This is a genomic window from Rheinheimera hassiensis (assembly GCF_022436675.1).
Lineage (GTDB): Bacteria > Pseudomonadota > Gammaproteobacteria > Enterobacterales > Alteromonadaceae > Alishewanella > Alishewanella hassiensis.
Map to the genome: position 1 here is coordinate 289,222 of NZ_JAKUJZ010000002.1, position 21,914 is coordinate 311,135.

19 protein-coding genes are annotated in these 21,914 nt (G+C 48.7%); 14 read left to right on the top strand and 5 right to left on the bottom strand.

Annotation, left to right across the window (positions count from 1 at the left end; genetic code table 11):
- The first annotated feature begins 9 nt into the window (after positions 1–9).
- A complete protein-coding gene (locus MJX74_RS04255) occupies positions 10–3,183 on the top strand; it encodes an efflux RND transporter permease subunit (protein WP_240221160.1) in 3,174 nt (1,057 codons plus the stop codon).
- Between the two features lie 87 nt (positions 3,184–3,270).
- Positions 3,271–4,569, top strand: coding sequence for an Nramp family divalent metal transporter (locus tag MJX74_RS04260; RefSeq protein ID WP_240221162.1), 1,299 nt, complete (start codon positions 3,271–3,273; stop codon positions 4,567–4,569).
- A 10-nt stretch (positions 4,570–4,579) separates the two neighbouring features.
- Here MJX74_RS04260 and MJX74_RS04265 read toward each other — a convergent pair whose 3' ends face one another.
- Positions 4,580–5,536, bottom strand: a complete 957-nt coding sequence (locus MJX74_RS04265) for a sugar phosphate nucleotidyltransferase (protein ID WP_240221163.1) — start codon at positions 5,534–5,536, stop codon at positions 4,580–4,582.
- A 244-nt stretch (positions 5,537–5,780) separates the two neighbouring features.
- Between MJX74_RS04265 and paeA the strand changes: the two genes are divergently transcribed.
- The gene (gene paeA / locus MJX74_RS04270; protein ID WP_240221164.1) at positions 5,781–7,088 is read left to right on the top strand and encodes a polyamine export protein PaeA; all 1,308 of its coding nucleotides are present in this window, start codon (positions 5,781–5,783) and stop codon (positions 7,086–7,088) included.
- Between the two features lie 21 nt (positions 7,089–7,109).
- Here the strand turns inward: paeA and MJX74_RS04275 are convergent, their stop codons facing one another.
- The gene (locus MJX74_RS04275; RefSeq protein ID WP_240221165.1) at positions 7,110–7,706 is read right to left on the bottom strand and encodes a DUF5610 domain-containing protein; all 597 of its coding nucleotides are present in this window, start codon (positions 7,704–7,706) and stop codon (positions 7,110–7,112) included.
- A gap of 208 nt (positions 7,707–7,914) precedes the next feature.
- On the opposite strand from MJX74_RS04275, the gene MJX74_RS04280 reads away from it, so the two are divergent.
- Positions 7,915–9,096 (top strand): MFS transporter, encoded by a 1,182-nt coding sequence (locus MJX74_RS04280; RefSeq protein ID WP_240221166.1) that lies wholly within the window; start codon positions 7,915–7,917, stop codon positions 9,094–9,096.
- On the opposite strand, the gene MJX74_RS04285 is transcribed toward MJX74_RS04280, so the two are convergent.
- Positions 9,064–9,798 carry a pseudouridine synthase gene (locus tag MJX74_RS04285; protein WP_240221167.1) on the bottom strand — a complete coding sequence of 245 codons (735 nt, stop codon included), beginning with the start codon at positions 9,796–9,798 and terminating at the stop codon, positions 9,064–9,066. The two genes, MJX74_RS04280 and MJX74_RS04285, sit on opposite strands and share 33 nt — an antisense overlap.
- 461 nt (positions 9,799–10,259) lie before the next feature.
- On the opposite strand from MJX74_RS04285, the gene MJX74_RS04290 reads away from it, so the two are divergent.
- From MJX74_RS04290 to MJX74_RS04325, 8 genes are all read left to right on the top strand, one after another.
- Positions 10,260–10,784 (top strand): RNA polymerase sigma factor, encoded by a 525-nt coding sequence (locus tag MJX74_RS04290; protein ID WP_240221168.1) that lies wholly within the window; start codon positions 10,260–10,262, stop codon positions 10,782–10,784.
- Positions 10,777–11,304 (top strand): hypothetical protein, encoded by a 528-nt coding sequence (locus tag MJX74_RS04295; protein ID WP_240221169.1) that lies wholly within the window; start codon positions 10,777–10,779, stop codon positions 11,302–11,304. Before MJX74_RS04290 ends, MJX74_RS04295 begins: the two co-directional genes overlap by 8 nt.
- Positions 11,305–11,314: 10 nt before the next feature.
- Positions 11,315–12,289, top strand: a complete 975-nt coding sequence (locus MJX74_RS04300) for a DUF4097 family beta strand repeat-containing protein (RefSeq protein WP_240221170.1) — start codon at positions 11,315–11,317, stop codon at positions 12,287–12,289.
- Positions 12,290–12,516: 227 nt separating this feature from the next.
- Positions 12,517–12,987 carry a nuclear transport factor 2 family protein gene (locus MJX74_RS04305; protein WP_240221171.1) on the top strand — a complete coding sequence of 157 codons (471 nt, stop codon included), beginning with the start codon at positions 12,517–12,519 and terminating at the stop codon, positions 12,985–12,987.
- 59 nt (positions 12,988–13,046) lie between these two features.
- On the top strand, positions 13,047–13,877 hold the full coding sequence (locus tag MJX74_RS04310) for an alpha/beta hydrolase (protein WP_240221172.1): 831 nt from the start codon (positions 13,047–13,049) through the stop codon (positions 13,875–13,877).
- Entirely contained in the window at positions 13,874–14,665 is a 792-nt protein-coding gene (locus MJX74_RS04315; RefSeq protein WP_240221173.1) for an alpha/beta hydrolase, read from the top strand. The genes MJX74_RS04310 and MJX74_RS04315 overlap by 4 nt, the downstream gene beginning before the upstream one ends.
- A gap of 36 nt (positions 14,666–14,701) precedes the next feature.
- Complete coding sequence (locus tag MJX74_RS04320) at positions 14,702–15,412, top strand: L,D-transpeptidase family protein (RefSeq protein WP_240221174.1); 711 nt, start codon at positions 14,702–14,704, stop codon at positions 15,410–15,412.
- A 148-nt stretch (positions 15,413–15,560) separates the two neighbouring features.
- Positions 15,561–15,983, top strand: a complete 423-nt coding sequence (locus MJX74_RS04325; protein WP_240221175.1) for a hypothetical protein — start codon at positions 15,561–15,563, stop codon at positions 15,981–15,983.
- A 37-nt stretch (positions 15,984–16,020) separates the two neighbouring features.
- Here the strand turns inward: MJX74_RS04325 and MJX74_RS04330 are convergent, their stop codons facing one another.
- The gene (locus MJX74_RS04330; protein ID WP_240221177.1) at positions 16,021–17,277 is read right to left on the bottom strand and encodes an alkaline phosphatase family protein; all 1,257 of its coding nucleotides are present in this window, start codon (positions 17,275–17,277) and stop codon (positions 16,021–16,023) included.
- Positions 17,278–17,513: 236 nt separating this feature from the next.
- Between MJX74_RS04330 and MJX74_RS04335 the strand changes: the two genes are divergently transcribed.
- Complete coding sequence (locus MJX74_RS04335; RefSeq protein ID WP_240221179.1) at positions 17,514–18,827, top strand: DUF4397 domain-containing protein; 1,314 nt, start codon at positions 17,514–17,516, stop codon at positions 18,825–18,827.
- A gap of 76 nt (positions 18,828–18,903) precedes the next feature.
- Here the strand turns inward: MJX74_RS04335 and MJX74_RS04340 are convergent, their stop codons facing one another.
- Positions 18,904–20,373, bottom strand: coding sequence for an OmpP1/FadL family transporter (locus tag MJX74_RS04340; RefSeq protein WP_240221181.1), 1,470 nt, complete (start codon positions 20,371–20,373; stop codon positions 18,904–18,906).
- Between the two features lie 284 nt (positions 20,374–20,657).
- Here MJX74_RS04340 and MJX74_RS04345 point away from each other — a divergent pair, with 284 nt between their 5' ends.
- Positions 20,658–21,728 (top strand): efflux RND transporter periplasmic adaptor subunit, encoded by a 1,071-nt coding sequence (locus MJX74_RS04345; protein ID WP_240221183.1) that lies wholly within the window; start codon positions 20,658–20,660, stop codon positions 21,726–21,728.
- Positions 21,729–21,914: the final 186 nt, after the last annotated feature.

Consider the following 21,914-nt stretch of genomic DNA (forward strand, 5'->3'; position numbering starts at 1 on the left):
GATCAGCGTATGTTCTCTCGTTATTTTATTGATCGGCCTATCTTTGCCCTGGTGATAGGTATTTTTATCTGTCTGGCAGGCCTGGCAGCTATGCGTAGCCTACCGGTAGCGCAATACCCCGAAATTGCACCGCCTGTGGTGCAGGTAATGGCAGTGTACCCCGGTGCCTCTTCAGAGGTACTGGAGCAAACGGTAGCGGCGCCGCTGGAAAACGCCATTACCGGGGTAGAGGGCATGATGTATATGTCGTCTACTTCTACCAGTTCAGGCATTACCACCATTTTTATTACCTTTGAAATTGGCACTGACGTTGATCAGGCTGCGGTAAATGTGAATAACCGCGTTAGCAAAGTAGAAGCACGTTTACCTGAGGAAGTTCGCCGCCAGGGCATAACGGTAGAAAAAGGCTCATCGAGCTTTTTACAGGTGTTGGCGTTTTATTCACCTGATGGCAGCCGTGATGATTTATGGACGTCAAACTATGTAACGTTAAACGTGCTGGACCGGTTAAAACGTATTCCTGGTACCACTAACGTGCAGATTTTTGGTGCCAAAGATTATGCTATGCGTATCTGGTTGCGGCCGGATCAGATGAGCCAGCTTAAAGTCACGGTGCCGGAAGTTGCGGCGGCGTTAAGTGAGCAAAATGCCCAGTTTGCTGCCGGTAAAATTGGCGCCACACCAACCTCAGGCGACGCGCAGGAACTGGTATACACCGTTACTGCGCAGGGGCGTTTTTCTACTGCTGAAGAGTTTGAAAATGTCATTATCCGCGCTAACCCGGATGGCAGTACATTACGCATAAAAGATATTGCCAGGGTAGAGCTGGGCTCACGTGATTATGACTTTGTTGGCCAGTATAACGGCCAGTCATCTACGCTGGTGGGTATATTTTTGCAGCCCGGTGCTAATGCCCTGGATGTAGCAGATGAAGTTAACCGAACTATTGCTGAATTAAAGCAGCGTTTTCCAAGCGGCCTGGCTCAGGCGACGCCTTATGACACCACCCGTTTTGTTGAAGTGTCGATCAGTGAAGTGGTAAAAACCCTGGCCGAAGCCATGCTGCTGGTATTTCTGGTGGTGTATCTGTTTTTACAAAACTGGCGTGCTACGTTAATTCCAATTCTGGCGGTACCTATTTCGTTGCTGGGTACTTTTGCCGGTTTGTATATGCTGGGTTATTCGATAAATACACTGACGTTGTTTGGTATGGTGCTGTCGATAGGCATAGTGGTTGATGATGCCATAGTAGTACTGGAAAACGTTGAACGTATTATGCACGAAGAGCATGTATCGGCGCGTGATGCAGCAATTAAAGCCATGCAGGAAGTGTCGGGCCCGGTGGTGGCAATAGTGATGGTATTGTGCGCGGTGTTTGTGCCGATTGCCTTTTTAGGCGGTTTAACCGGTGAGCTGTTCCGCCAGTTTGCCGTAACAATTTCTATCGCGGTAAGTTTATCCGGTGTGGTTGCACTGGTGATGACACCGGCACTGTGCGTGATGATTTTGCGCCATGAACATAAACAAACGGCGAAATTCTTCCTCTGGTTTAACGATTTTTTCCAGCGTATTACCGGTAAATATGTTTCAACTGTGGGGTTCTTCCTGCGCCGTGGTTTACTGGCACTGGTACTGGTAGGCGGCATGATTTTTATCACTGCCGGTATGTGGAAAGCTACACCGGGTTCACTGGTGCCGGATGAAGATCAGGGCTTTTATATAGCCGCAATCTTTTTACCTGACGGTGCCTCACTTGAACGCACGCAAAAAGTCACCGAGCAGGTTATTGCTGCTATCCGCTCTAACCCGGCCAATAAAGATGTGATCAGCTTTGCCGGTTTTGACTTTATCGGCGGTGGTTATAAAAACAGTGCCGCTACTATATTTGTGACCCAGCAAGACTGGAGCGAGCGTGATATCAGTGCCAGCGACCTGGTAAACGAGCTGTTTATGAAAACAGCGGGTATTAATGAAGCATTAGTGCTGGCATTTAACCCACCGCCTATTTTTGGCCTGGGTAATACCGGTGGCTTTGAGTTTTATCTGCAAAACCGTGGTGATGGCGGGCCGGAAAAACTGGCAGAAGCTATGGGTATTATGCAGGGCGCAGCCGGGCAAAGCCCGGTGCTGGCCGGTGTGCAAACACTGTGGCGGCCTAATACGCCGCAACTGAAGGTAAACCTGGACCGTGAGCGCGCCAAAGCCCTGGGTGTGCCGGTAAATGATGCCTTTAACACCCTGGCTGGTACGCTGGGAACTTACTACGTAAATGACTTTAATAAGTATGGTCGTGCCTGGCAGGTGTTAATGTCGGCTGATGCACAGTTCAGGATGAAACCAGACGACATTAACCATATTTACGTTAAAAGCCAAAGCGGTGAGATGATCCCGATGTCGGCACTGGCCGAAATTCAGTACAGCTCGGGTCCGGACAATATGGAGCGCTACAATAACCTGCCCGCGGTAAAACTGCTGGGCAATGCCGCGCCTGGTTACAGCTCTGGCCAGGCGATTGCCGAAATTGAACGTATTGCCAACACTATGTTGCCACCGGATATCAGTTACGACTGGACCGGCAGCGCCTTTCAGGAAAAACGCAGTGGCGGTACTACCGGCTTAGCGCTGGGCATGGCGGTGGTAATGGTGTTTTTAATTCTGGCGGCGTTATATGAAAAATGGTCATTACCACTTTCAGTGTTGCTGGCCATGCCATTTGGTATCTTTGGTGCGCTGGTTGCCGTTTGGATAGCCGGCTTAACCAATGATGTGTACTTCCAGATAGGCCTGGTAACCTTGCTCGGGTTAGCGGCAAAAAATGCCATCTTAATTGTTGAATACGCGCTGATGAAAACGCAGCAGGGTTGGAGTACAGGCACTGCTGCGCTGGAAGCCGCACGTTTGCGTTTCAGGCCCATTATTATGACGTCACTGGCGTTTATTCTTGGCGTTGTGCCGTTGGCATTTAGCAGTGGTGCGGGTGCCGGAGCGCGTCATAGCGTAGGTACAGGCGTAATGGGCGGTATGATGGCGGCAACCTTCCTGGCGGTATTCTTTGTGCCGTTGTTTTTTTACTGGCTAACCGAGCTGCGCATCCGCGAAACCCGCAGTAAACAGCAACTGGCCGATGACATTGCCGAACACCACCGCCAGGAACATCTGGACACCAAAGAAGGCCTGTTGTGAACCCGGACTGACATGGCGAACAGTTAAACAAAATGGCGCAGCCTTATGCTAAGGTAGCGCCATTGTTATTTTTGTCACCTGCTAACTATGTCTGACACTTTGCCTGATAACACTTTACCCGGTAAAAAAACGCCGTCGCATAAAAGGTCCTGGTTTGGCCCTGCCACCTTAGTTACTGCCGCCTTTATTGGCCCCGGCACTGTTATTACGGCATCACTTGCCGGCGCGAATTACGGTTATGCTTTAGTGTGGGCGCTACTGTTTTCTGTATTTGCCACTATGGTGCTGCAGGAAATGGCCGCACGGCTGGGTATTGTTACCGGCCGCGGCCTGGGCGAAAACCTGCGTGAACTGGTACGCCAGCCACTATTGCGCTGGCCGCTGTTGCTGCTGGTGGTAGCTGCTATTGTAATTGGTAACAGTGCCTATCAGGGCGGTAATATCAGCGGTGCTGCGCTGGGGGCCGATGCAATGTTTGGCCATCTGCCACTGATCCAGCGCTGGCACAGCAGTACCGGCATTAACCTGTGGGCGCTGTTGCTGGGTGCTGCAGCGGCAGTGGTACTGTGGTTTGGCCAGTATAAACTGATAGAGCGTTGTCTTATTGCGTTGGTGCTGCTGATGAGCCTGGCATTTATTGGCACTATGCTGCTGACTAAGCCAGATTTGGCAGCGCTGTTTAAAGGCGCTTTTATACCGGTCATTCCGCAAGGTGCTTTATTAACGGTAGTGGCGCTGATTGGTACCACGGTAGTGCCATATTCGCTGTTTTTGCATGCAGCCAGTGCTGCCCAGAAATGGCCGAAGCAACAGATAGATACTGATACCGCACTGAGGGCGTCACGCCAGGATATTGCGCTGGCTATTCCGCTTGGTGGCCTTATTTCTATTGCTATAGTATCAACGGCAGCGGCAGCATTTTTTGGCCGTGAGCAACAGTTGGAAAACGTAGCGCAATTAGCACAAAGCCTAACGCCGCTGTTTGGTAATGCCGCTACCTGGTGCCTGGCGCTGGGCCTGATGGCTGCCGGTTTATCATCAGCTATTACTGCGCCATTGGCGGCGGCTTATGCGTTGTCAGGTATTTTAGGCAAACCGCTTAACCTGAAACTGCCGCTGTTTCGCCTTACCTGGCTGTTTATTATTGTTTGTGGTGTGCTACTGGCGTCACTGGGGATCAGGCCGGTAAGTGTGATTTGGTTTGCCCAGGTGGCTAACGGTATTTTGCTGCCACTGATTTGTTTATGTTTGTTGTTGGCGATGAATCACCATTTGCTGGGGCAATATAAAAACAACCGCTGGCAAAATGCACTGGGTGCTCTGGTGTTGCTGGTAAGCCTGCTGTTAAGTGGTCGCAGCCTGGCGCTGGCATTTGCGCTGTTATAAGCATTAACTGCTAGGCATATAAGGGACGCTGATGCTGCAATGTTAAGCGCTGCATGGCACGGGTGCACAGCCGCAGTTTGGGCTCCTGGGTGTTTGCTGCCAGTATCGGCCATTGCTGCGCTTGTCCTCCCAGCCAGTCGGGGTGCTGCAGTATATCCAACCGGCTGTGAAAATAGGCAGCTAAAGTACCAACGTCGCGCCAGTAGTGCGGCAGGCTTTGCTCGCCCGGTAACTGGTTATTGCTAAAGTCGTACACACAGGCTTGTTGCTGGTGAAATAGCGTAGGCAGCAGGTCATGACCAAAATCGACCGGTTGCGACGGGTTGGTATTATCCAGCAACTGATACAGGCTATCGGCATGAAATAAATAGTTACCCATAGACGCCAGTGCGTAGCCGGGCTTGCCCGGTATTTGCGGCACTTCGCCCTGTGGCTTTTCAATAAAACCGCAAATACGGTGATTATCGTTTACGGTAAAAATACCAAACTGCCGCGCCTGAGCCACCGGTACTGCTATGGCTGCAACTGTTACGGCAAGCTGTTGCTGTTGATGAAAAGCCAGCATTTGGCGGTAATCCATTTTATAAACGTGATCTGCACTTAGTACGGCGACCACATCAGGGCGCTGATCGCGAATGACACCAAGCTGGGCGGCAACAGCACCTGCTGTACCCTGGCAAACAGACGCAGGCGCCTGATACCATTGCAACAAACCGTTACGGTTAAATACAGGTCGCCAGAATTGCTGTAAGTGCTGGTGCAGGCTGCGGGGTTTGTATTGGGTTAGCACCAGTAATTGCCGAAAACCCGAATGCCATAAATTACTTAATACAAAGTCAATAACACGCCGGTGCTGAATAAAAGGTAACGCCGGTTTGGCCTGCTTTAGTGTCAGTGGTTGCAGCCTTTTACCGGCACCACCTGCCAGCACTATGCTGAGCACTTTAGGCATTGATGCATTTGTCATAGCGTGGCTCCGACAGTAATGATTTGCTCAATAAATGTACATCACGCTGGCAGGTAGCGTGTGATATGTATCAAATGAATTTATGATAACCAGGGCGAATTACTGCATTTTCAGCATTACTTTGCCGGGCAGTTACTATTCTGTTTGAATATTTTCAGGTAGTTAGCAGGTTTGGTCATACAACAGCGCTATACTAGCGCCATATGTCAGTGCTTTGGGCTGATGCTGTTATACAGGAGAGAATATGTCGACGCTGGAATATATGTTGCTGATGCTAGTGCTGGTTGCCAGCAGTGCATTTTTTTCGGTATCTGAAATTGCATTGGCTGCATCGAGAAAAATGCGCCTGCGGCTGATGGCAACAGAGGGAAATGTGCATGCCGAAAAAGTGCTGGCGCTGCAGGAACACCCCGGCAACTTTTTTACTATCGTGCAAATTGGTTTGAACGCAGTGGCTATTTTGGGGGGTATTTTGGGTGAATCGGCGTTTACCCCTTACTTTACTGCTTTGTTGGCACTGTTTTTTAGCGGCGCCTGGGTGCCCAATGCCGGTTTTGCGCTATCGGTATTTTTTGTGACGTCACTGTTTATCCTGTTTGCCGATTTAATGCCCAAGCGGCTGGCGATGATCGCACCGGAGAAAATTGCCACTAAAGTGGTTAGCCCAATGCTGTTTTTGATTATGCTGCTAAAACCCCTGGTTTGGCTGTTTAACAGCCTGGCTAATTTGTTTTTCAGCCTGTTTAATGTGCCCACTATGCGCAAAGACGACATTACGCCGGAAGATATTATTGCCATGATGGAAGCTGGTGCGCAGGCTGGCGTATTACAGGAACATGAACACCAGTTACTGGAAAACGTGTTTGATATGGAATCACGGACGGTTACCTCGGCCATGACCGCGCGTGAAAGTCTGATCTTTTTCACCAACAATGAATCACAAGACAGCATTAAGGCGAAAATTGCCGAGCATCCGCATGCTAAATTTGTTGTTTGTGACGAGGTGCTGGACAAGGTAGTCGGTTATGTTGATACCCGCGATATTCTGATGCAGGTGTTGCACGATCAACCCATCTCGTTGAAAAAAGAAGGCATAGTGCGCCTACCGCTTATTATTCCCGATACGCTGTCGTTGTACGAAGTGCTGGAGCACTTTAAATCAGCCGGGGTAGATTTTGCCATTATTATGAACGAGTACGCGCTGGTGGTGGGCATTATTACGCTAAAAGATGTGATGAGCATTGTGATGGGGGAGCTGGTAAATTCTGAGGAGGATCAAATAGTAGCGCGGGACGCCAATTCCTGGTTGGTCGAAGGCTTAACGCCGCTGCAGGATGTGATGCGGGTGCTGGATATTGATGGTTTTCCCAGCCCGGAAAACTATGAAACCATTGCCGGTTTTATGATGTATACGCTGCGCAAAATTCCCAAACGTACTGACTTTGTGCTGCACGGTGGCTTCAAGTTTGAAGTTGTCGATATTGACAGCTATAAAATTGACCAGTTGCTGGTAACCCGTGTTGTTGCCGCTGAGCCAGCAGTAAAGCCCTGACAGCTAACTGCAGCGCTGCAGTTAAACTTCAGCGCTGTCATCAGGTTGGACAGGGTTAGCGGCCAGCTCAAGCATTTTGTCGCGAAAGCTGTTTAACCCCTGCATAACTAAACCATAGGTTTTGTCTACGCCGCTTTCTACTTCGCCTTCATACACTTTTAAGCCTTTAAGAATATCTTTGGCATCGCTAAAACCTTTTTCGATACCGCCACCGATTATTTGCATAAAACTATCCAGCGTTTCTTCTTCTGATTTGCCCGGGTTAAGCTCTTTGTAACGGCTGTAAAAACCGGTAGCAAAGGCAACGATACGATCTGCTGTGGCTTCAGGTGAGGTATCAATGCCGGAATCATAAATTTTCTGCGCGGCGTTTTCGCCCATTATCGGTTCCAGTTCGGCATTTATGCCTTCCAGCGCGGTTTTGTACAGTAAGCTCAGTGAGTCGTTATTACTGCGCAGCGACACCTGTTCGTTGGCGCGTAAAATAGCGGCGTTTTGTGCCTGCTTCGCCAGCGCAGCCGGATTTTTAATCTCGCGGTTATCTTCAGCTTTTACGCTGGTGGTATTGGGTTTGGCAGCGCCCACTACTGAGGCGCTATTGCCGGAAGTAATTGACATAATATTGCTCCTGAAAATTTAGTTTTAATCTGGTGTCAGTATAGCCCGTAACAGTTTAACGGCAGAGACTGGCTAAACTTTAACCTTTTTTGCAATTATTACGGCAGACAGAAAGCGGGTAATACAGGTTGTATTGGTTTAAGCCTGCTCGTGCGATGTGGCAAATAGCTTTATACTAGCCGCACTTTTATAAGTCAGGCCCAGTGTTGTGATCGAGTACAAAAGCCCGGCGTTTTACCGTGCTACCTTTGCGCTGTGTTTAGCAGCCGTGGTGGTATTTGCCAATCTGCATTTGCTGCAACCTCTGTTACCGGTGCTAAGCCGCGAATTTGCTTTAACGCCATTGCAAACCACCTGGGCCTATACCAGTGGCACTTTGTGCCTTGGTTTGTCATTACTGGTTTATGCTGCGCTATCTGATGCCTGGGGCCGTAAAAAACTGCTGCTGCTTACCCTTATTGGTATGACGCTAAGCACGCTGGCGTTAACCCAGGTAGAGAGTTTTGCTGCTCTGGTGTTCTGGCGCGCCGTACAGGGTATTTTTCTCGGCGGCTTGCCCGCTGTGGCCATTGCTTACATGGGCGAAGAATACAGCAAGCCGGCGCTGGTGGCCGCTGTGGGCTTTTATATCAGCGCTAACTCGCTTGGCGGCATAAGTGGCCGGTTAATGGCCGGAGCGCTGGCCGATATTGGCCACTGGCAGTGGGTGTTTTGGCCGGTAGCTGCACTGGGTGTTGTTAGCTGTTATCTGATCTGGCGCCATTTACCGCCGGCAAAGCGCTTTGTTGCCAAGCCGTTTGCGTTAAAGCAGGCTTTGGCCGATAACCTGTTTCATTTGCGCCAGCCATTACTGTTGTTAACCTATCTTATTGGCGGGCTTAACTTTTTTATTTTTCTTAACCAATACACCTATATTGCTTTTGTGCTGTCAGATGCACCTTACAGCTTATCCAGCTTCTGGATTGGCTTGCTGTTTATCACCTATTTTACCGGCACTATCGGCTCGGCCATTTCCGGCAAAGTAGCACTGAAAATGCCGGTGCCGCTGGGTATGGCACTGGGTGTACTTATTTTAATGCTGGGCACCTTACTGACATTGGGCAGCAGTTTAGGCTTTATTGTGGCCGGTTTTTTTATTAACGCCTTTGGCTTTTTTCTTACCCATTCGCTGGCCAGTAGCTGGGTAAACCAGTGCGCCAGTAGGGCTAAAGCCAGTGCTAATGCACTGTATTTAGTGTTTTATTATGTTGGTGCCAGCACCGGTGGCTTGTATTTACAGCCCTTTTGGCAATGGCATAGCTGGCATGGCGTAGTGTTGGGTGCGTTACTTATGTACGGCGTAACTCTGCTGTTATGTTTATGGCTGTGGCAGCGCGCTAAGCAGCTGTAGCTGGTGTAACTCGGCACGGCTTAGTGGCCGCATTTGCCCTTCAGGTAGTTGTGCCAGCTGTAAATTATGCAACCGGTCACGTTTTAGCGCGGTAACCCGGTAGCCCTGAGTTTTACACATATAGCGTATTTGTCGGTGCAGGCCCTGAGTTAACACAATATAAAACTGCTGGTTGCCGGTTTGTGTTATCTGGCACGGGCGCGATTGATATAGTGTTTCACCCAGTTGCCAGCTTACCCCCGCAGCCATATTGGCAATAAAATCGGCAGTGATGTTTTTATCCGTATCTACCTGGTAGCCTTTTTCATGGTAAAAGGCCGGGTGCATCAGGCGCTGGCTAAGGGCGCCATCATTGGTTAACAGCAATAAACCGCTGGAGTCTTTATCCAGCCGGCCCACTGCAAATAAACGCTGTGGTAATAACCTGAGCAGCTGATACAGGCTGGCCGGGTTATCCGGGCGGTTATTGCAATCAATCCCAAGCGGTTTATGGTACAAGAAATATTGCAAGGCCGGTTGGGTCGGTAACGGTTGGCCGTGAACACTCACCTGATCCAATACGCTAACGCCATCTGTATGGCGTGCTACAGCGCCATTTATGCTAACTACGCCCTGGGTAATTAACCGCTCGGCCGCCCGGCGCGAGCAATAGCCGCTTTGGGCAATCCATTTTGCCAGACGCTGTGGAGCAGGGGATACCATGGAATTAAACCGCCAGAATAAAGATGTCGATAATAACCGATATAGCGGTGCAAGATCATCTGGCTGTAACACTTAGCAGGCACACTAAGCACTGCCTGCAAGGCAAACCTGTTCCTCCTAGTGCTTCAAATTCGCCGGTCTTTATGGGCCGGTTTTTTTATGTCTGCTATCGCCGCTTTAGTGTTGCTGAAAAAGGTTTAATAAAAGTATCGCCAAGTTGTAACACAACTGACACCTGCACCGGGCAAAATGCACAGCGTTACACCTTCCTTCCTGGATTATTAAACACTATTTAGTGGCGGGGGCCTTGGCTCCCGCTTTATTTTTTCTGTAAAAACCAGCCTGCAAAAACCTAGCTGTAAAAAACATCTGTAAAAAATTTTGCTGCCTTTAAACCTTTCGCTTTACCCTGCCGACTAACCTGACAATTAATACAATAACTTTGGTATTTAAGGGCGTTTATGGCAATGGAGATTGCGCAGGCAGTCACAGCTGCGCAAAAGGGCGACAAACAAGCCTTTTACTACCTGTATCAGCAGTATGTCGGCCGGGTATACGCAATTTGCTGGCGCTTACTGGCCAATAAGCAAAAAGCTGAAGATGCCAGCCAGGAAATTTTTATTAAAGTGTGGCAGCAACTGGCAGGGTTTCGCGGTGACAGCAGCTTCGCCACCTGGCTACACAGTATTGCCACCCGCACGGCTATTGATATCTGGCGCCAGGAAAAGTACCTGCGCTTAACCGACAGCAGTGACGAACAACCAGAGCTGGCTGAGCAAACCGTAGAATGCGCCAGTGAAGATGCGCCGCTGGAACAGGCGATACAGCGTTTACCCGCGCAGGCCAGAGCCGTATTTGTATTATTTGCTCTGGAAGGTTATCAGCACCAGGAAATTGCGACTTTGCTGGGTATCGCCGAAGGTACCTCTAAAGCACAGTATTTCAGAGCCAGACAACTGTTACAGGAGTGGTTAGCAGATGAATGATCAGCAACTTGATAACGCTATCAGCAAGCTGGCACCGCAGATAGCACCACAACGTGATTTATGGTCAGACATAGCCGCACGGATTGAGCTGGCCGCGCAGCATGAAACAACGGCACGCCCTGACGCCGTCGAGACCCCGGCAGGCAAGGCCAGAGCCACGCGCTGGTATTGGGGCGTCGCCGCCATGCTGGGGCTGCTGAGTGTATTTGGCTGGCAGCAGGCACTGTTGCCCGGTATCACTGGCACCACCGCGGCGATGCCGACCGCAGAGCTGATGTTGCTGCAGGTGTATGAGCAGCAAAAAGCCACCCAGCTAAGCCAGATGGTGGCAGTGGCCGAGGGCTTTGATAACTGGCAGCAACAAATACGCGTGTGGGACCAGGCCATCGCCCAGGTACGGCAAGCATTAGCATTTTATCCGGATGAACCGCAGCTGTTAGCGCAGTTGCAAAGCTTGTATCAACAGCAGCTGTCTTACCTGCAACAGGCGACACTGCAACAACCTTTAGTAATAAGTTAGGAGATAACACATGAATACAGTAGCAAAAACATGGGCCTTTGGCCTTGGCAGTTTAGTGTTGTTAGGCTTTAGCCAGCTGACATTAGCCGATGCGCGCGAAGCAGTAAATGAAAGCCGTGCAGTAAGCGCCAACGAGAAAATTTATATTGAAGTAATGAGCGGTGAAATAACCATTAATGCTGTAAGTAATAACCAGTTTAAAGCCAGCGGTAAGCTGGATGAAAAAGCCACCGGTTACACGCTGGACAGCAAAGACGGCTTTACCCGCTTTGAAATGACCATGCCACGCCAGGTAAACTACAACTGGCGCGACAAAAGCAACAACGCCGAGTTAAGCTTTGATGTGCCGGTAGGCAGCAGCGTTGAATTTAAAGGCGTAAACGGCAATGTTACCGTAACCGGTATTCACGGCAGCAGCCAGATCAGTACGGTAAATGGCGATATTAAAGCCTCTGACTTACGCAGCAGTGTAAAACTGAGTACGGTAAATGGCGAAATTAAAGTAAAAGGTGCCAGTGGCACGGTAGAGCTAAGCTCAGTTAACGGCAAAATAGACGACGAAGGTTCCAGTGGCCGCCTGAGTTATGATGTGGTTAACGGCAAAATTGAAGTGAAAAGCAACGCAGACGAAGTGAGTGTCAACACAGTAAATGGCGATGCCGAACTGGAGCTAAACGGCACCAAACAGCTGAAACTAAGCACGGTAAACGGTGAAATTGATGCCAAGCTAAAAGGTTCAGCCAGCCCCCGCGTCAGCGGCAGCAGCGTAAGCGGTGATATCGAGCTTAAGCTGGACAGCAATGTTAACGCCCGCTTTGATATTAAAGCCTCAGCCGGTGGTAGTATCGACAACAAACTGAGCAACGACAAAGCCAACAAAGCCAAATACGGCCCGGCTCGCAGCCTGCAGTTTACACTGGGCAGCGGTGATGGCAGCGTAGAGCTAAGCACAGTAAGCGGCGATGTAGAACTGGATAAGTTATAAGCCGCTTTAAAACGTAATGTTTCCCTGTAAACAAAGGCCGCTTTTGCGGTCTTTGTTATTTACAGTAACGAAAAATGATACAGGATAAAAATTCTTGATTTACATTTAGATAGCAGCATAGACTGGCTTCAATTTTGGGACTTGCTGACCCTGAACCACAAAACAAGACAGTAAAACCTTCAGTGTAAGTTTTTGGGTTAATAAAAATATTTAAAACGGAGTTTGCTATGAAAAAGCTGTTACTTGTCATTTTATCGGTTGGTATGGCAGCACTACCCGTATTTGCAGCAGAGCCAGAAATAGACTTAAACGCCTTTGCCAGGCAGTATTTTGCTGCAATGGTGGCGACGCAGGCACCCGATGCGACAGAACAAGATCTTGAAAATTATCTGGCGCTGTTAACCGATGATATTGGCCATTCGCATTTGCCTTATGTGACTGACGATTCGCGTGAACCCGATGGTAAACAAGCGATGCGAAAGGGCATGACGTTTTATCTTGGTGCCCACACCGAGCATAAAGCTGAACTGCTGGATGTGTTTACGTTTAACCAGTCAGCTGTTGCCATCCGCTATAGTAACAGCGCCAAAGGTATTCACCCGCAGCATAAGCAAGCCATTTCTTACAGCCAGATCATGATGGAGGTACTGGAAATAGAAAATGGTAAGGTGGCGGTGATCCGTAAGTATCATCAGTAATAGGTATTTTGCGGCGCACGGCTGCGTCAAAAGTTGCTGTTGCACATTAGGTTAATCAAATGAAATTGTTAATGCTGGCGGCTTTACTGCTATTTTGTTTTGAGGGAAACGCCTCTGATGCTTACGAAATACCGCGAAGTGTCGTTATTGAGCTTAAGGAGCAACCCAGCAACCGCATTTACCCGGTTTTTATTCAGTTGCCTGCATCCTACGCCAGCCAAACTGACAGGGTTTACCCGGTCATTTACCTGACAGATGCGCATTACAGCTTTCCATTGGTAAGCGGCGCCACACGTTTCCCTATGAACAGCGGCGTAATGCAGCAGGCAATTATCGTGGCTGTGTCATATGAGCAAGGTTCAAAAGGTGCCAGTAGCAGAGTTCGTGATTATACGCCATCAAAAGCGAAGGCCTGGCAGCAGGAAACCGGTAATGCTAAAGGGCATATGGCTTTTATACGTGATACGGTTTTTCCGTTTATTGAGCAAAACTACCGAGGCAGCAATACCAACCGGACTTTTGTCGGTAACTCGTTAGGTGGCCTATTCGGCGCTTATATGTTGTTCACTGAGCCTGAGCTTTTCTCAAACTACATACTTGGCAGCCCGTCAGTGTGGTTTGACAACAATATGATTCTGGCGGTGTCAGCAGTTAAACCCAGGGCTGCTACCAGGGTGTATATCTCTGTCGGAGAATACGAAACACCGGCTTACGGCGAAGGTGAGGATATGGTTATCGGAGCTAGCTGGTTAAGAGATAAAGTTCAGGCAATTGACAGCGGTAATATTAAATTGCGTTTTTCTGTTGTGGCGGGAGCCAGCCATGCCACAGCATTTCCGACGAGCGCAATTCAGGGGCTGGATTGGATTTATGGTGTTAAAAAGCAATGACGATTAAACCGATACAGTTGTGGTATGCAGTAGTACTTGCCGTCATGTTGCTACTTCAGGTTTCAGCGACTGAAGCCGGTAAGGGAGAGTATCAGGTGCTTAGCGATGCGCAGACACAGCGCGATATTCCCATCCACATCAGTTACCCGCAGGACAGGTCGGTTTGCAGCAGCAGAAGCCCTTGTCCGGTGGCGCTGCTAAGCTCCGGTTATGGCGTGGCTTATGACAATTATACGTTCATTAGCAACACCTTAAATGCAGTTGGGTATTTGGTAGTGGCAGTACAACATGAATTACCGGGCGACCCGCCGTTGGCAGTGCGTGGCGATCTTTATACCGCGCGCCGTGAAAATTGGCAGCGTGGCGCCAACAGCCTTGAATTTGTGCGCACTGAACTACAACAGCGCATGCCAAACTATAATTTTGCCGGCATCACTCTGGTGGGGCATTCCAATGGTGGTGATATTTCGGCCTGGTATATTAATAGTGGCCTGACGAGCGTGAAGCAGTTGATAACGCTGGATCATCGCCGGGTGCCCTTACCTCGGCTTGAAACTGTGGCGGTACTGTCAATTCGTGGTAGTGACTTTTCGGCCGATGACGGTGTGCTGTATACAACAGAAGAATTAAAGCAGTTTGATGCTTGTATTGTTCAGGTTACTGATGCAAAGCATAACGATATAACAGATTTTGGGCCTGATTGGCTTAAACAAACGTTAAGCAAAGCTATTGCTGCATTTTTAACTGGTCGCTCAGTCAGGGGACTTAGTGGCAAAAGCATATGCTAGCTTTAAGCATGGCAATTTAGGTTTGTCTGACGAAATATGACTCAACTAATTATATTCTTGTTCTTCATCTCTTTTGCCATTGAGACTCTCGCAGTTGAGGTTCCTACAAGCATCCGGGCTGATAGGGCTATAGCCAGCGTAGAACCGGCTTTGAAGAAAGAGCTGTCGGATTTGGGGCTTGAATACGGCGCGCCGGTATTTATCCGTATCTTCAAAGATCCCGGTGTGCTTGAAGTATGGGTTGAGTCTGCTGACGGAACCTTTATAGCCTTTAAAAATTACGATATTTGCACCTTTTCCGGCGATCTTGGGCCGAAGTTGAAACAAGGCGACAACCAAAGCCCGGAAGGCTTTTACTTTGTTAATGCAGGCCGGCTAAACCCCTGGAGCAGTTACCACCTGTCTTTTAATTTAGGCTACCCCAATAAGTACGATCGTGTGCACGGTCGCACGGGTGATGCACTAATGGTGCATGGCAATTGCTTGTCTATTGGGTGCTACGCGATGACCGATGCATATATGAATGAAATATATGCTCTTGGGGTTGCAGCGCTAAAGTCGGGGCAACCATTTTTTAGAGTTCATATCTTCCCCTTCCGGCTTGAGAGCGCTTCTTTAGCAAAATATAACTCGCATCAGTGGCATTCATTCTGGGTAAACCTTAAGGAAGGCTACGATTACTTCAATACCTATAAGCGGCCACCAAACGCAGAGGTTTCCAATCGGAACTACGTGTTTGGTCCTTAGACCTTAGGTGTTTTGTAGCAGGCAGTGCTATCGAGGGTAAATGCTAGGCATATATAAAGAGCAGTAAAGTAATATGGGTGCAGGAGGCTAAATTATGGGCTCACATCAACAGCACATTTCAAAAATGCTCTATTTTAGGGGACTACTAATGCGATTTATCGGCTTATTATTAACGTTATTTTTGTTGTCTTGCTCTGCAGATAACGAAAAATGGTACCAGGGGCAGTGGCAGGTAACCGATGCAAAATTTCCGGGTATCAGTGCTATGGGCATGGACGATGCCAGGGCTTGGTTTGGCACTAAGGCAAGCTATACCGATACCAACGTGAGCTTTGCCGATAACGTCTGCGAAAAGCCGCAATTCACGCTTACGGCGTTAGCTGAAGCTGAGTTTTATTCGGTGTACCGGGCCCGGTTTCAACAGCTTGGCATCACTGCACAAAGCACAGAAGTACTGACCGTTGGTTGCCCGTCAGACTGGGTTGCACCTGGTGCTGTGCTGATTAAAGCAGATAACGATACCGGCTACATACTGTGGGATGGCGTGTTTTTTAAACTGGATAAAGTTTAACTGCTGGCCGCACGGCGGCCAGTTTGCGTTAAAGCGCTTATTTAGTTTTGGTATTGCTGCCCAGCACAGAGTCAGGCCAGGCCGGGTTGCCGTCGTTAGCGGCGGGAGTTAGGCCTAATATGCGGCACATCAGGTTATACAGCTCAATATTGCTAAAAGCCGGAATAGTTTTACCGGCCTTAAATGCCGGCCCGTGGCCAATAAAAATAGCCTGCATATATTCGCTGGCGTTGTCGTAACCATGGCTGCCGCTGGTTTTGCCTTCGGCGGCCATTTGCTGGTAGTTAGCCTCAGCTTTTTGCTGAATTAACCGCCAGCCTGGCTCTGGGATCACCAGCAGCGGCGCTATGCGTTTGCTGTTCTGATAGTGCCAGCGCGCGGGCAAATCCGCCTTTTTATACACTTTTGCCTGGGGCGGTAAGTTGCGGTTTAACTGCTGATAAATGCTGTTTAGTTTGCCTTCGCCGGGAAAGATAGAAACAATTTCCGCTGTCCACAATGTCAGGGCGGCGTCGCTGCTGTTAAACAGCTTATCCAGCACGATAATTTGTTGCGGCGGTGTTTCTACCATGCCATGATCAGATACCAGCATAATATTCAGCTTATTGTACAAGCCGCGCTGGGTTAAACCGGCCAGCAGGCGGCCAATTGCCTGATCTACGTCGGCTATAGCGGCGGCTACTTCGGGCGAATTGGGGCCATGGTTATGGCCTGCATCATCTACAGCACTAAAATACAGTGTTAAAAAACGTGGCCGCTCTGCTGCGGGTAAATCCAGCCATTGCAGTACTGAGTCTACTCTTTCGTTGTGGCTGACATTGCCATCGTAGCGTTGCCAGTAGCTTGGGCGCACATTTTTTATTGCTGCCTCTGAGCCGGGATAAAAATACGTGGCTGCTTTTACGCCCTGAGACTCAGCCGTAACCCATACCGGTTCACCTTGCCACCAGCGGGCATTGGTTACTTCTTCAGCCTTGCTTAGCCGGAACGTAGCATCGAAATCAGCATCAAATATATTGTTTTCTACAATACCGTGGTTAGCCGGATACAGGCCGGTAACAATGCTGTAGTGATTAGGAAAGGTTTTGCTGGGGAACACCGGCTGCATGCTGTCTGCTGTTAACCCCTGTTGCGCCAGTTTCTTTATATTGGCGGCAGGGTATTGCTGCAGATACTGGCTGGCAAAGCCATCTATTGAGATCAGCAGTAAGCTGTCATCATGCTGTGCTTTTACCGTAGTGGCACCAAACAGGCTAAACAGCAGGGTTATTTGTACAATACGCAACAAAATCATAGCTAAGGTTTTCCCATAAAAACGGTCTGTAGTGTACGATCTGAATAGCAAACTAAGATGACAGATCCGATAAAATGCCAGCTAAACGCTATAAAAGGCAGTACAAAATAAGAAGCGTTAAAAAGCCAATTTGTAACTAAGCGTAACCAACTGTTTTTAATAGTAAAGCGCCATAGCGTTCGTTGCGGTAAATCCTTACTCTGAGCCGTTGTTACATTACCCTCAGGAAGATTTACATGAAATCAGTTTATTCTTTACGGCTACTGGCGTTTGGCGCCTTGCTGGGCTTGGCTGGCTGTGGCGGCGGCAGTGATGATAGTGCCGCAGCAGAGACTTATCTGCAGTTTTATAACGGTGCGGCCAATGCTGGTAACACCTCGTTAAAAGCCGGTGATAAAGCAATTGGTACAGCCACTTATGGCGATGTTAGTGCGTTGGTTGCTGTAGCACCCGATTCTTACACATTGGAGCTGACTGATGTGGCCAGTACGGAAGAATTGCTTAGTAAAGAGATGTCGCTGGCTGAGGGCAATAAAACTCTGTTTATATTGACACAAAAAGACGAGCAGTTTGATTACCTGAGCCTGAGTTTTAAGCGTGACGAAAGCCTGGATAAACAATTTAAACTGCATTTGGCCAATTTATCTGCACAGTATCCAACGCTGGATGTGCACCTTAGCGCCGAGAGTAAAGGCTTTGCCGATGCAGAGTTGATTGATTCGTTATCTTTTCAGGAAATCAGTTCGGTTGCCGATGGCAAAGATCTGGGTAAATTTAATGTGTACCTGACACAGGCTGGTGGTAATACGCCGCTTTTTGTTGCCAAGGGCGTCAATTTTGCTTACACCAGCAATTATGTACTGATTATACGTGACAAGTTTGGCCCGTTAGCCGGGCAATTGTCTGTGGATGTAGTGCTTAACTCTTCTACCGTAGCCGCTTATGATCACACTGATGCCAGTGCGCAGTTCCGTTTATATAACAGTCTGTCGCAGGATATCAATGTAGCACTGGACAACCAGAGTGTTACCAGTGTAACCAGTGGCCAGTTAAGTGGTTATTTACCGCTGGTAAAAGGTGACTACAGTTTATCTGCCCGTGACAGCAACGGTGCTTTGTTGTTAAACAGTGCCCTGTTAAGTGTGGCTGCCGGTGATAGCAAAGCAGTGCTGTTATATGCAAACGAGCAACAACAGGTAGAAGCGTTAAGCGTTACTGAACCTGATAGCCCGCAGGTGCAGGCGCATGATGTGGTAGTGGCTAACCTGGTAGCCGATTTCACTCAGCTGCAGTTTTATTTTGTCCGTGAAAATGAAACCATTGCCAATGCCAGATACAACGTTAAAAACCTGGCGTTTAAAAAGCAGCAAAGCCTGAATCTGCCTAAAGATTACTATGCCATAGCGCTGGTGCAGGTAGCAGAAAACGGTAGTACCACTTTGCTGGATAAAACCGACAGTATGCAGTTAACGCCGGGCGAGCACTATATGGTGTTGGCTGAGCAAGACGACGCTGCACCGTCAGGCTATAAGTTAAAGCTGGTGCATTAATTTAGCAGCAGAAAAAACAGCAGATAATAAAAAGGCGATCAGATGATCGCCTTTTTACTTTGCTTAGTTTGCTAAATTAAAAGCGGTAATTAGCCTGAACGGCAAATAACTGGCCTTTATTGCTGTAATCACCCTGATAACCGCTGTTATATAAGGCCTGGTCCTGCACATTATATTCACGCTCGTTTACGCTGATATCGCCGGTAAACAGATAACCGTAAGCAACATCCAGGCTCAGGTTGTCGGCCAGTTGCCAGTTAGCTCCAACAGTTACCCACACCCGGTCATCGGTTGGAATGCGGGCGGTTTTATGCTCTGCGCTGATGGGGTTTTCATCAAAGGCCACACCGGCTTTTAAAGTTAAATCGCTCTGGTAAACATAGGTAGCACCCACAGCAAACGACCAGCTGTTTTGCCAGTATTCCGGGATATAGCCAATATAACCTGCGGCATTCAGGTTGGCCGCTGATTGCGTGTTCAATGAAATACTGGGATTCGCATCGTCGCTGACAATCTCAATGCTTTGAAACTCGCTCCACTGGGTCCAGGCGGCGCTAAATTGCAGTGACAGGGCTTTAGTTACCTGTTGATCCAGGCTAAAAGCCGCACTGGCCGGGGTGGTTAACGCCAGTTTGCTGGCTTCAGTCAGGCGGCTGTTTGCAGCCAGCTTACCGGTAGATAAATCAATAGCCGGCAGGTTTGGTGCTACTACCATATAGTTAGGGTTGCCCACCACGTTAGCGCCGGTAATAGGTGTATTGGTAATTTCTGAATCACCTTTTAAGGTAAAACGTACTGCTGAGTGGTAGGTTAGTGCCAGGCGGGTGCCAGCAACCGGTTCACCGTGAATACCCAGTGTATAACCAAAGGCAATATCGTCGCCTTCTACTTTGTAGTGACTGTTGCAATAAGCATCGTTATAAACCGGTGCGCCAAACATAGCGTTAGTGGTTTGCTCACCCAGTTCACACAGGCCGCTGTGATCTTTAAATTTAGATAAAGTACCTTCAGCGCGGTTAATAGAAATACCGCCACCAATAGACCATTGCTCATTTAGCTTATAACCAATGGCAGGTTGCAGACTTAGTACCTGCACCTCAGTTTCATCGGCAAAGTATCGGCCGACAAAATCATCGTCATAATCAGATGACAAACCAAAGGGCACATAAAAACCAATACCCCAGCTTAATGAATCTGACACTTTATCGCTGTAAAACACAAAAGGGACCAGTTCATTCAAACTATTTTCGCCGTCTGTACGACCAACAACAGACTGACCATTAGCACTTTGCGCCTGAGCATTACGGTAATTGGTTTTTGCGCTAATCAGGTTAAGGCCGCCAGAGAGCTGCGCACCGTCCAGTTGTGTTAAGGCAGCAGGGTTAGAGTAAACCAGAGTGGCATCAGTAATTTGTGCGCCACGGCCAGCATAAGCATTACCCATGCTGCTAACCGATTGTTCGAATAATTTATAACCCTCAGCGTGGGCCGACACACTGACAAGGGCAGAAAGAACGGCTAAAGAAACGGCAGATTTTCTAATCATATATACACCTGTTGAACGTGAAAAAGAGCGCAGTATAAAGAGGTCAGACCTTAGAGTACAGGCTCTAGCTCTCACGTAATTGTAGTTTGGTCGTGCTGAACGTGATGTTAATGACTAAAAAATAGTGTTTTTAACCAAGTAAAACTGGCATCAAGAATGGAGAACAGCATGAATGTTTTTTATATCGTTGAAAATATTAATGAATTTATTGTTTTTGGTGCTGGCATGGCCTCTGCATTAGCTGTGTTAACTTGCTCAGTTTTTTGTTTTCCAAAGGATGAATCATGAAAACGTCACACAGTTTCAAACTTACCGCTGCTGCTGCCATTTTGGCCAGTGTTCTGTTAACCGGCTGCAATCAAGCTAACAGCTCAACGGCCGCCACGACGGCTGAGGCTGTTATCGCCGTGCCGGTTGAAGCCTCTGTTACCCGTAACGGCGAAATCAGCAGCAGCTACCGTACTACCGCCACGCTGGAAGCGCGGGCAGAGGCAGAGGTAATCAGCAAAACAGTTGGCATAGTGCAACGTATTCTGGTGGAAGAGGGTGACGAAGTCAGCGCCGGCCAATTACTGGCAGTACTGGACAACGAGCGCCAGCAATACAGCCTGAACAAAGAAAAAGCCGAATTAAACCGCCTGAGCAGCGAGTTAAAACGGATGGATGAAATGCACCAGCGCAAGCTGATCAGTGCCGACGTATTTGAAAAACTGCAGTGGCAACACGATGCACTGCAGGCCACGGTAAACCTGGCCGAGCTGGCGTTAAAAGAAACCGAAATTCGTGCGCCGATAAGCGGTGTGGTATCGCGTCGTTATGTTAAAACCGGCCAGCTGGTAAATCAGCATGTTACTCAGTCATTGTTTCATATTGTGTCTAACCAGCAGTTAGAAGCAGTAGTACATTTGCCCGAGCAGCAACTGGCGCAGGCCCGCGTAGGCCAAACTGCACTGCTGCAGTTTGCCGGAATGACACCGGTAAGCGCTGAGCTGGTGCGTATTTCCCCGGTAGTGGATGCCGGCTCTGGCACGGTGCGGGCAGTGTTAAAAGTGGCCAACGAACAGCAGCAGTTAAAACCAGGCATGTTTGCCCAGGTGCAGTTGCAGTTTGATGTTAAAACCGATGCGTTATTACTGCCCAAACGTGCGTTGATGAACACCGACAACAGCCAGACTGTGTTTGTTATTGACAGTGAAAACAAAGTTAGCCGTAAGCAGGTGCACTTGGGGTATCAGGCTGATAATACTGTAGAAATATTGTCTGGCCTGGCGCTGGGGGATCAGGTGGTGATTGCCGGGCAATCAGCCCTGAAAGATGATGCGCTGGTAAATGTGGTAACCATACGCGAGTTTTGATCGGTAAGAGCTGATGCTGGATACAAAAACCTGATATTTAATCCGAACCGGTTTACCCACGCCAACACGCCGTAAACCCATCCCTGGGGGCTCGATTCCGCCCGTCCAGGGCTCCAACGGTCGGCTTAGGGTAAATCGATTCTCCCTCAGGTGATAAATTCAGGCCCGCAGCTTCTTTCTAAAAAT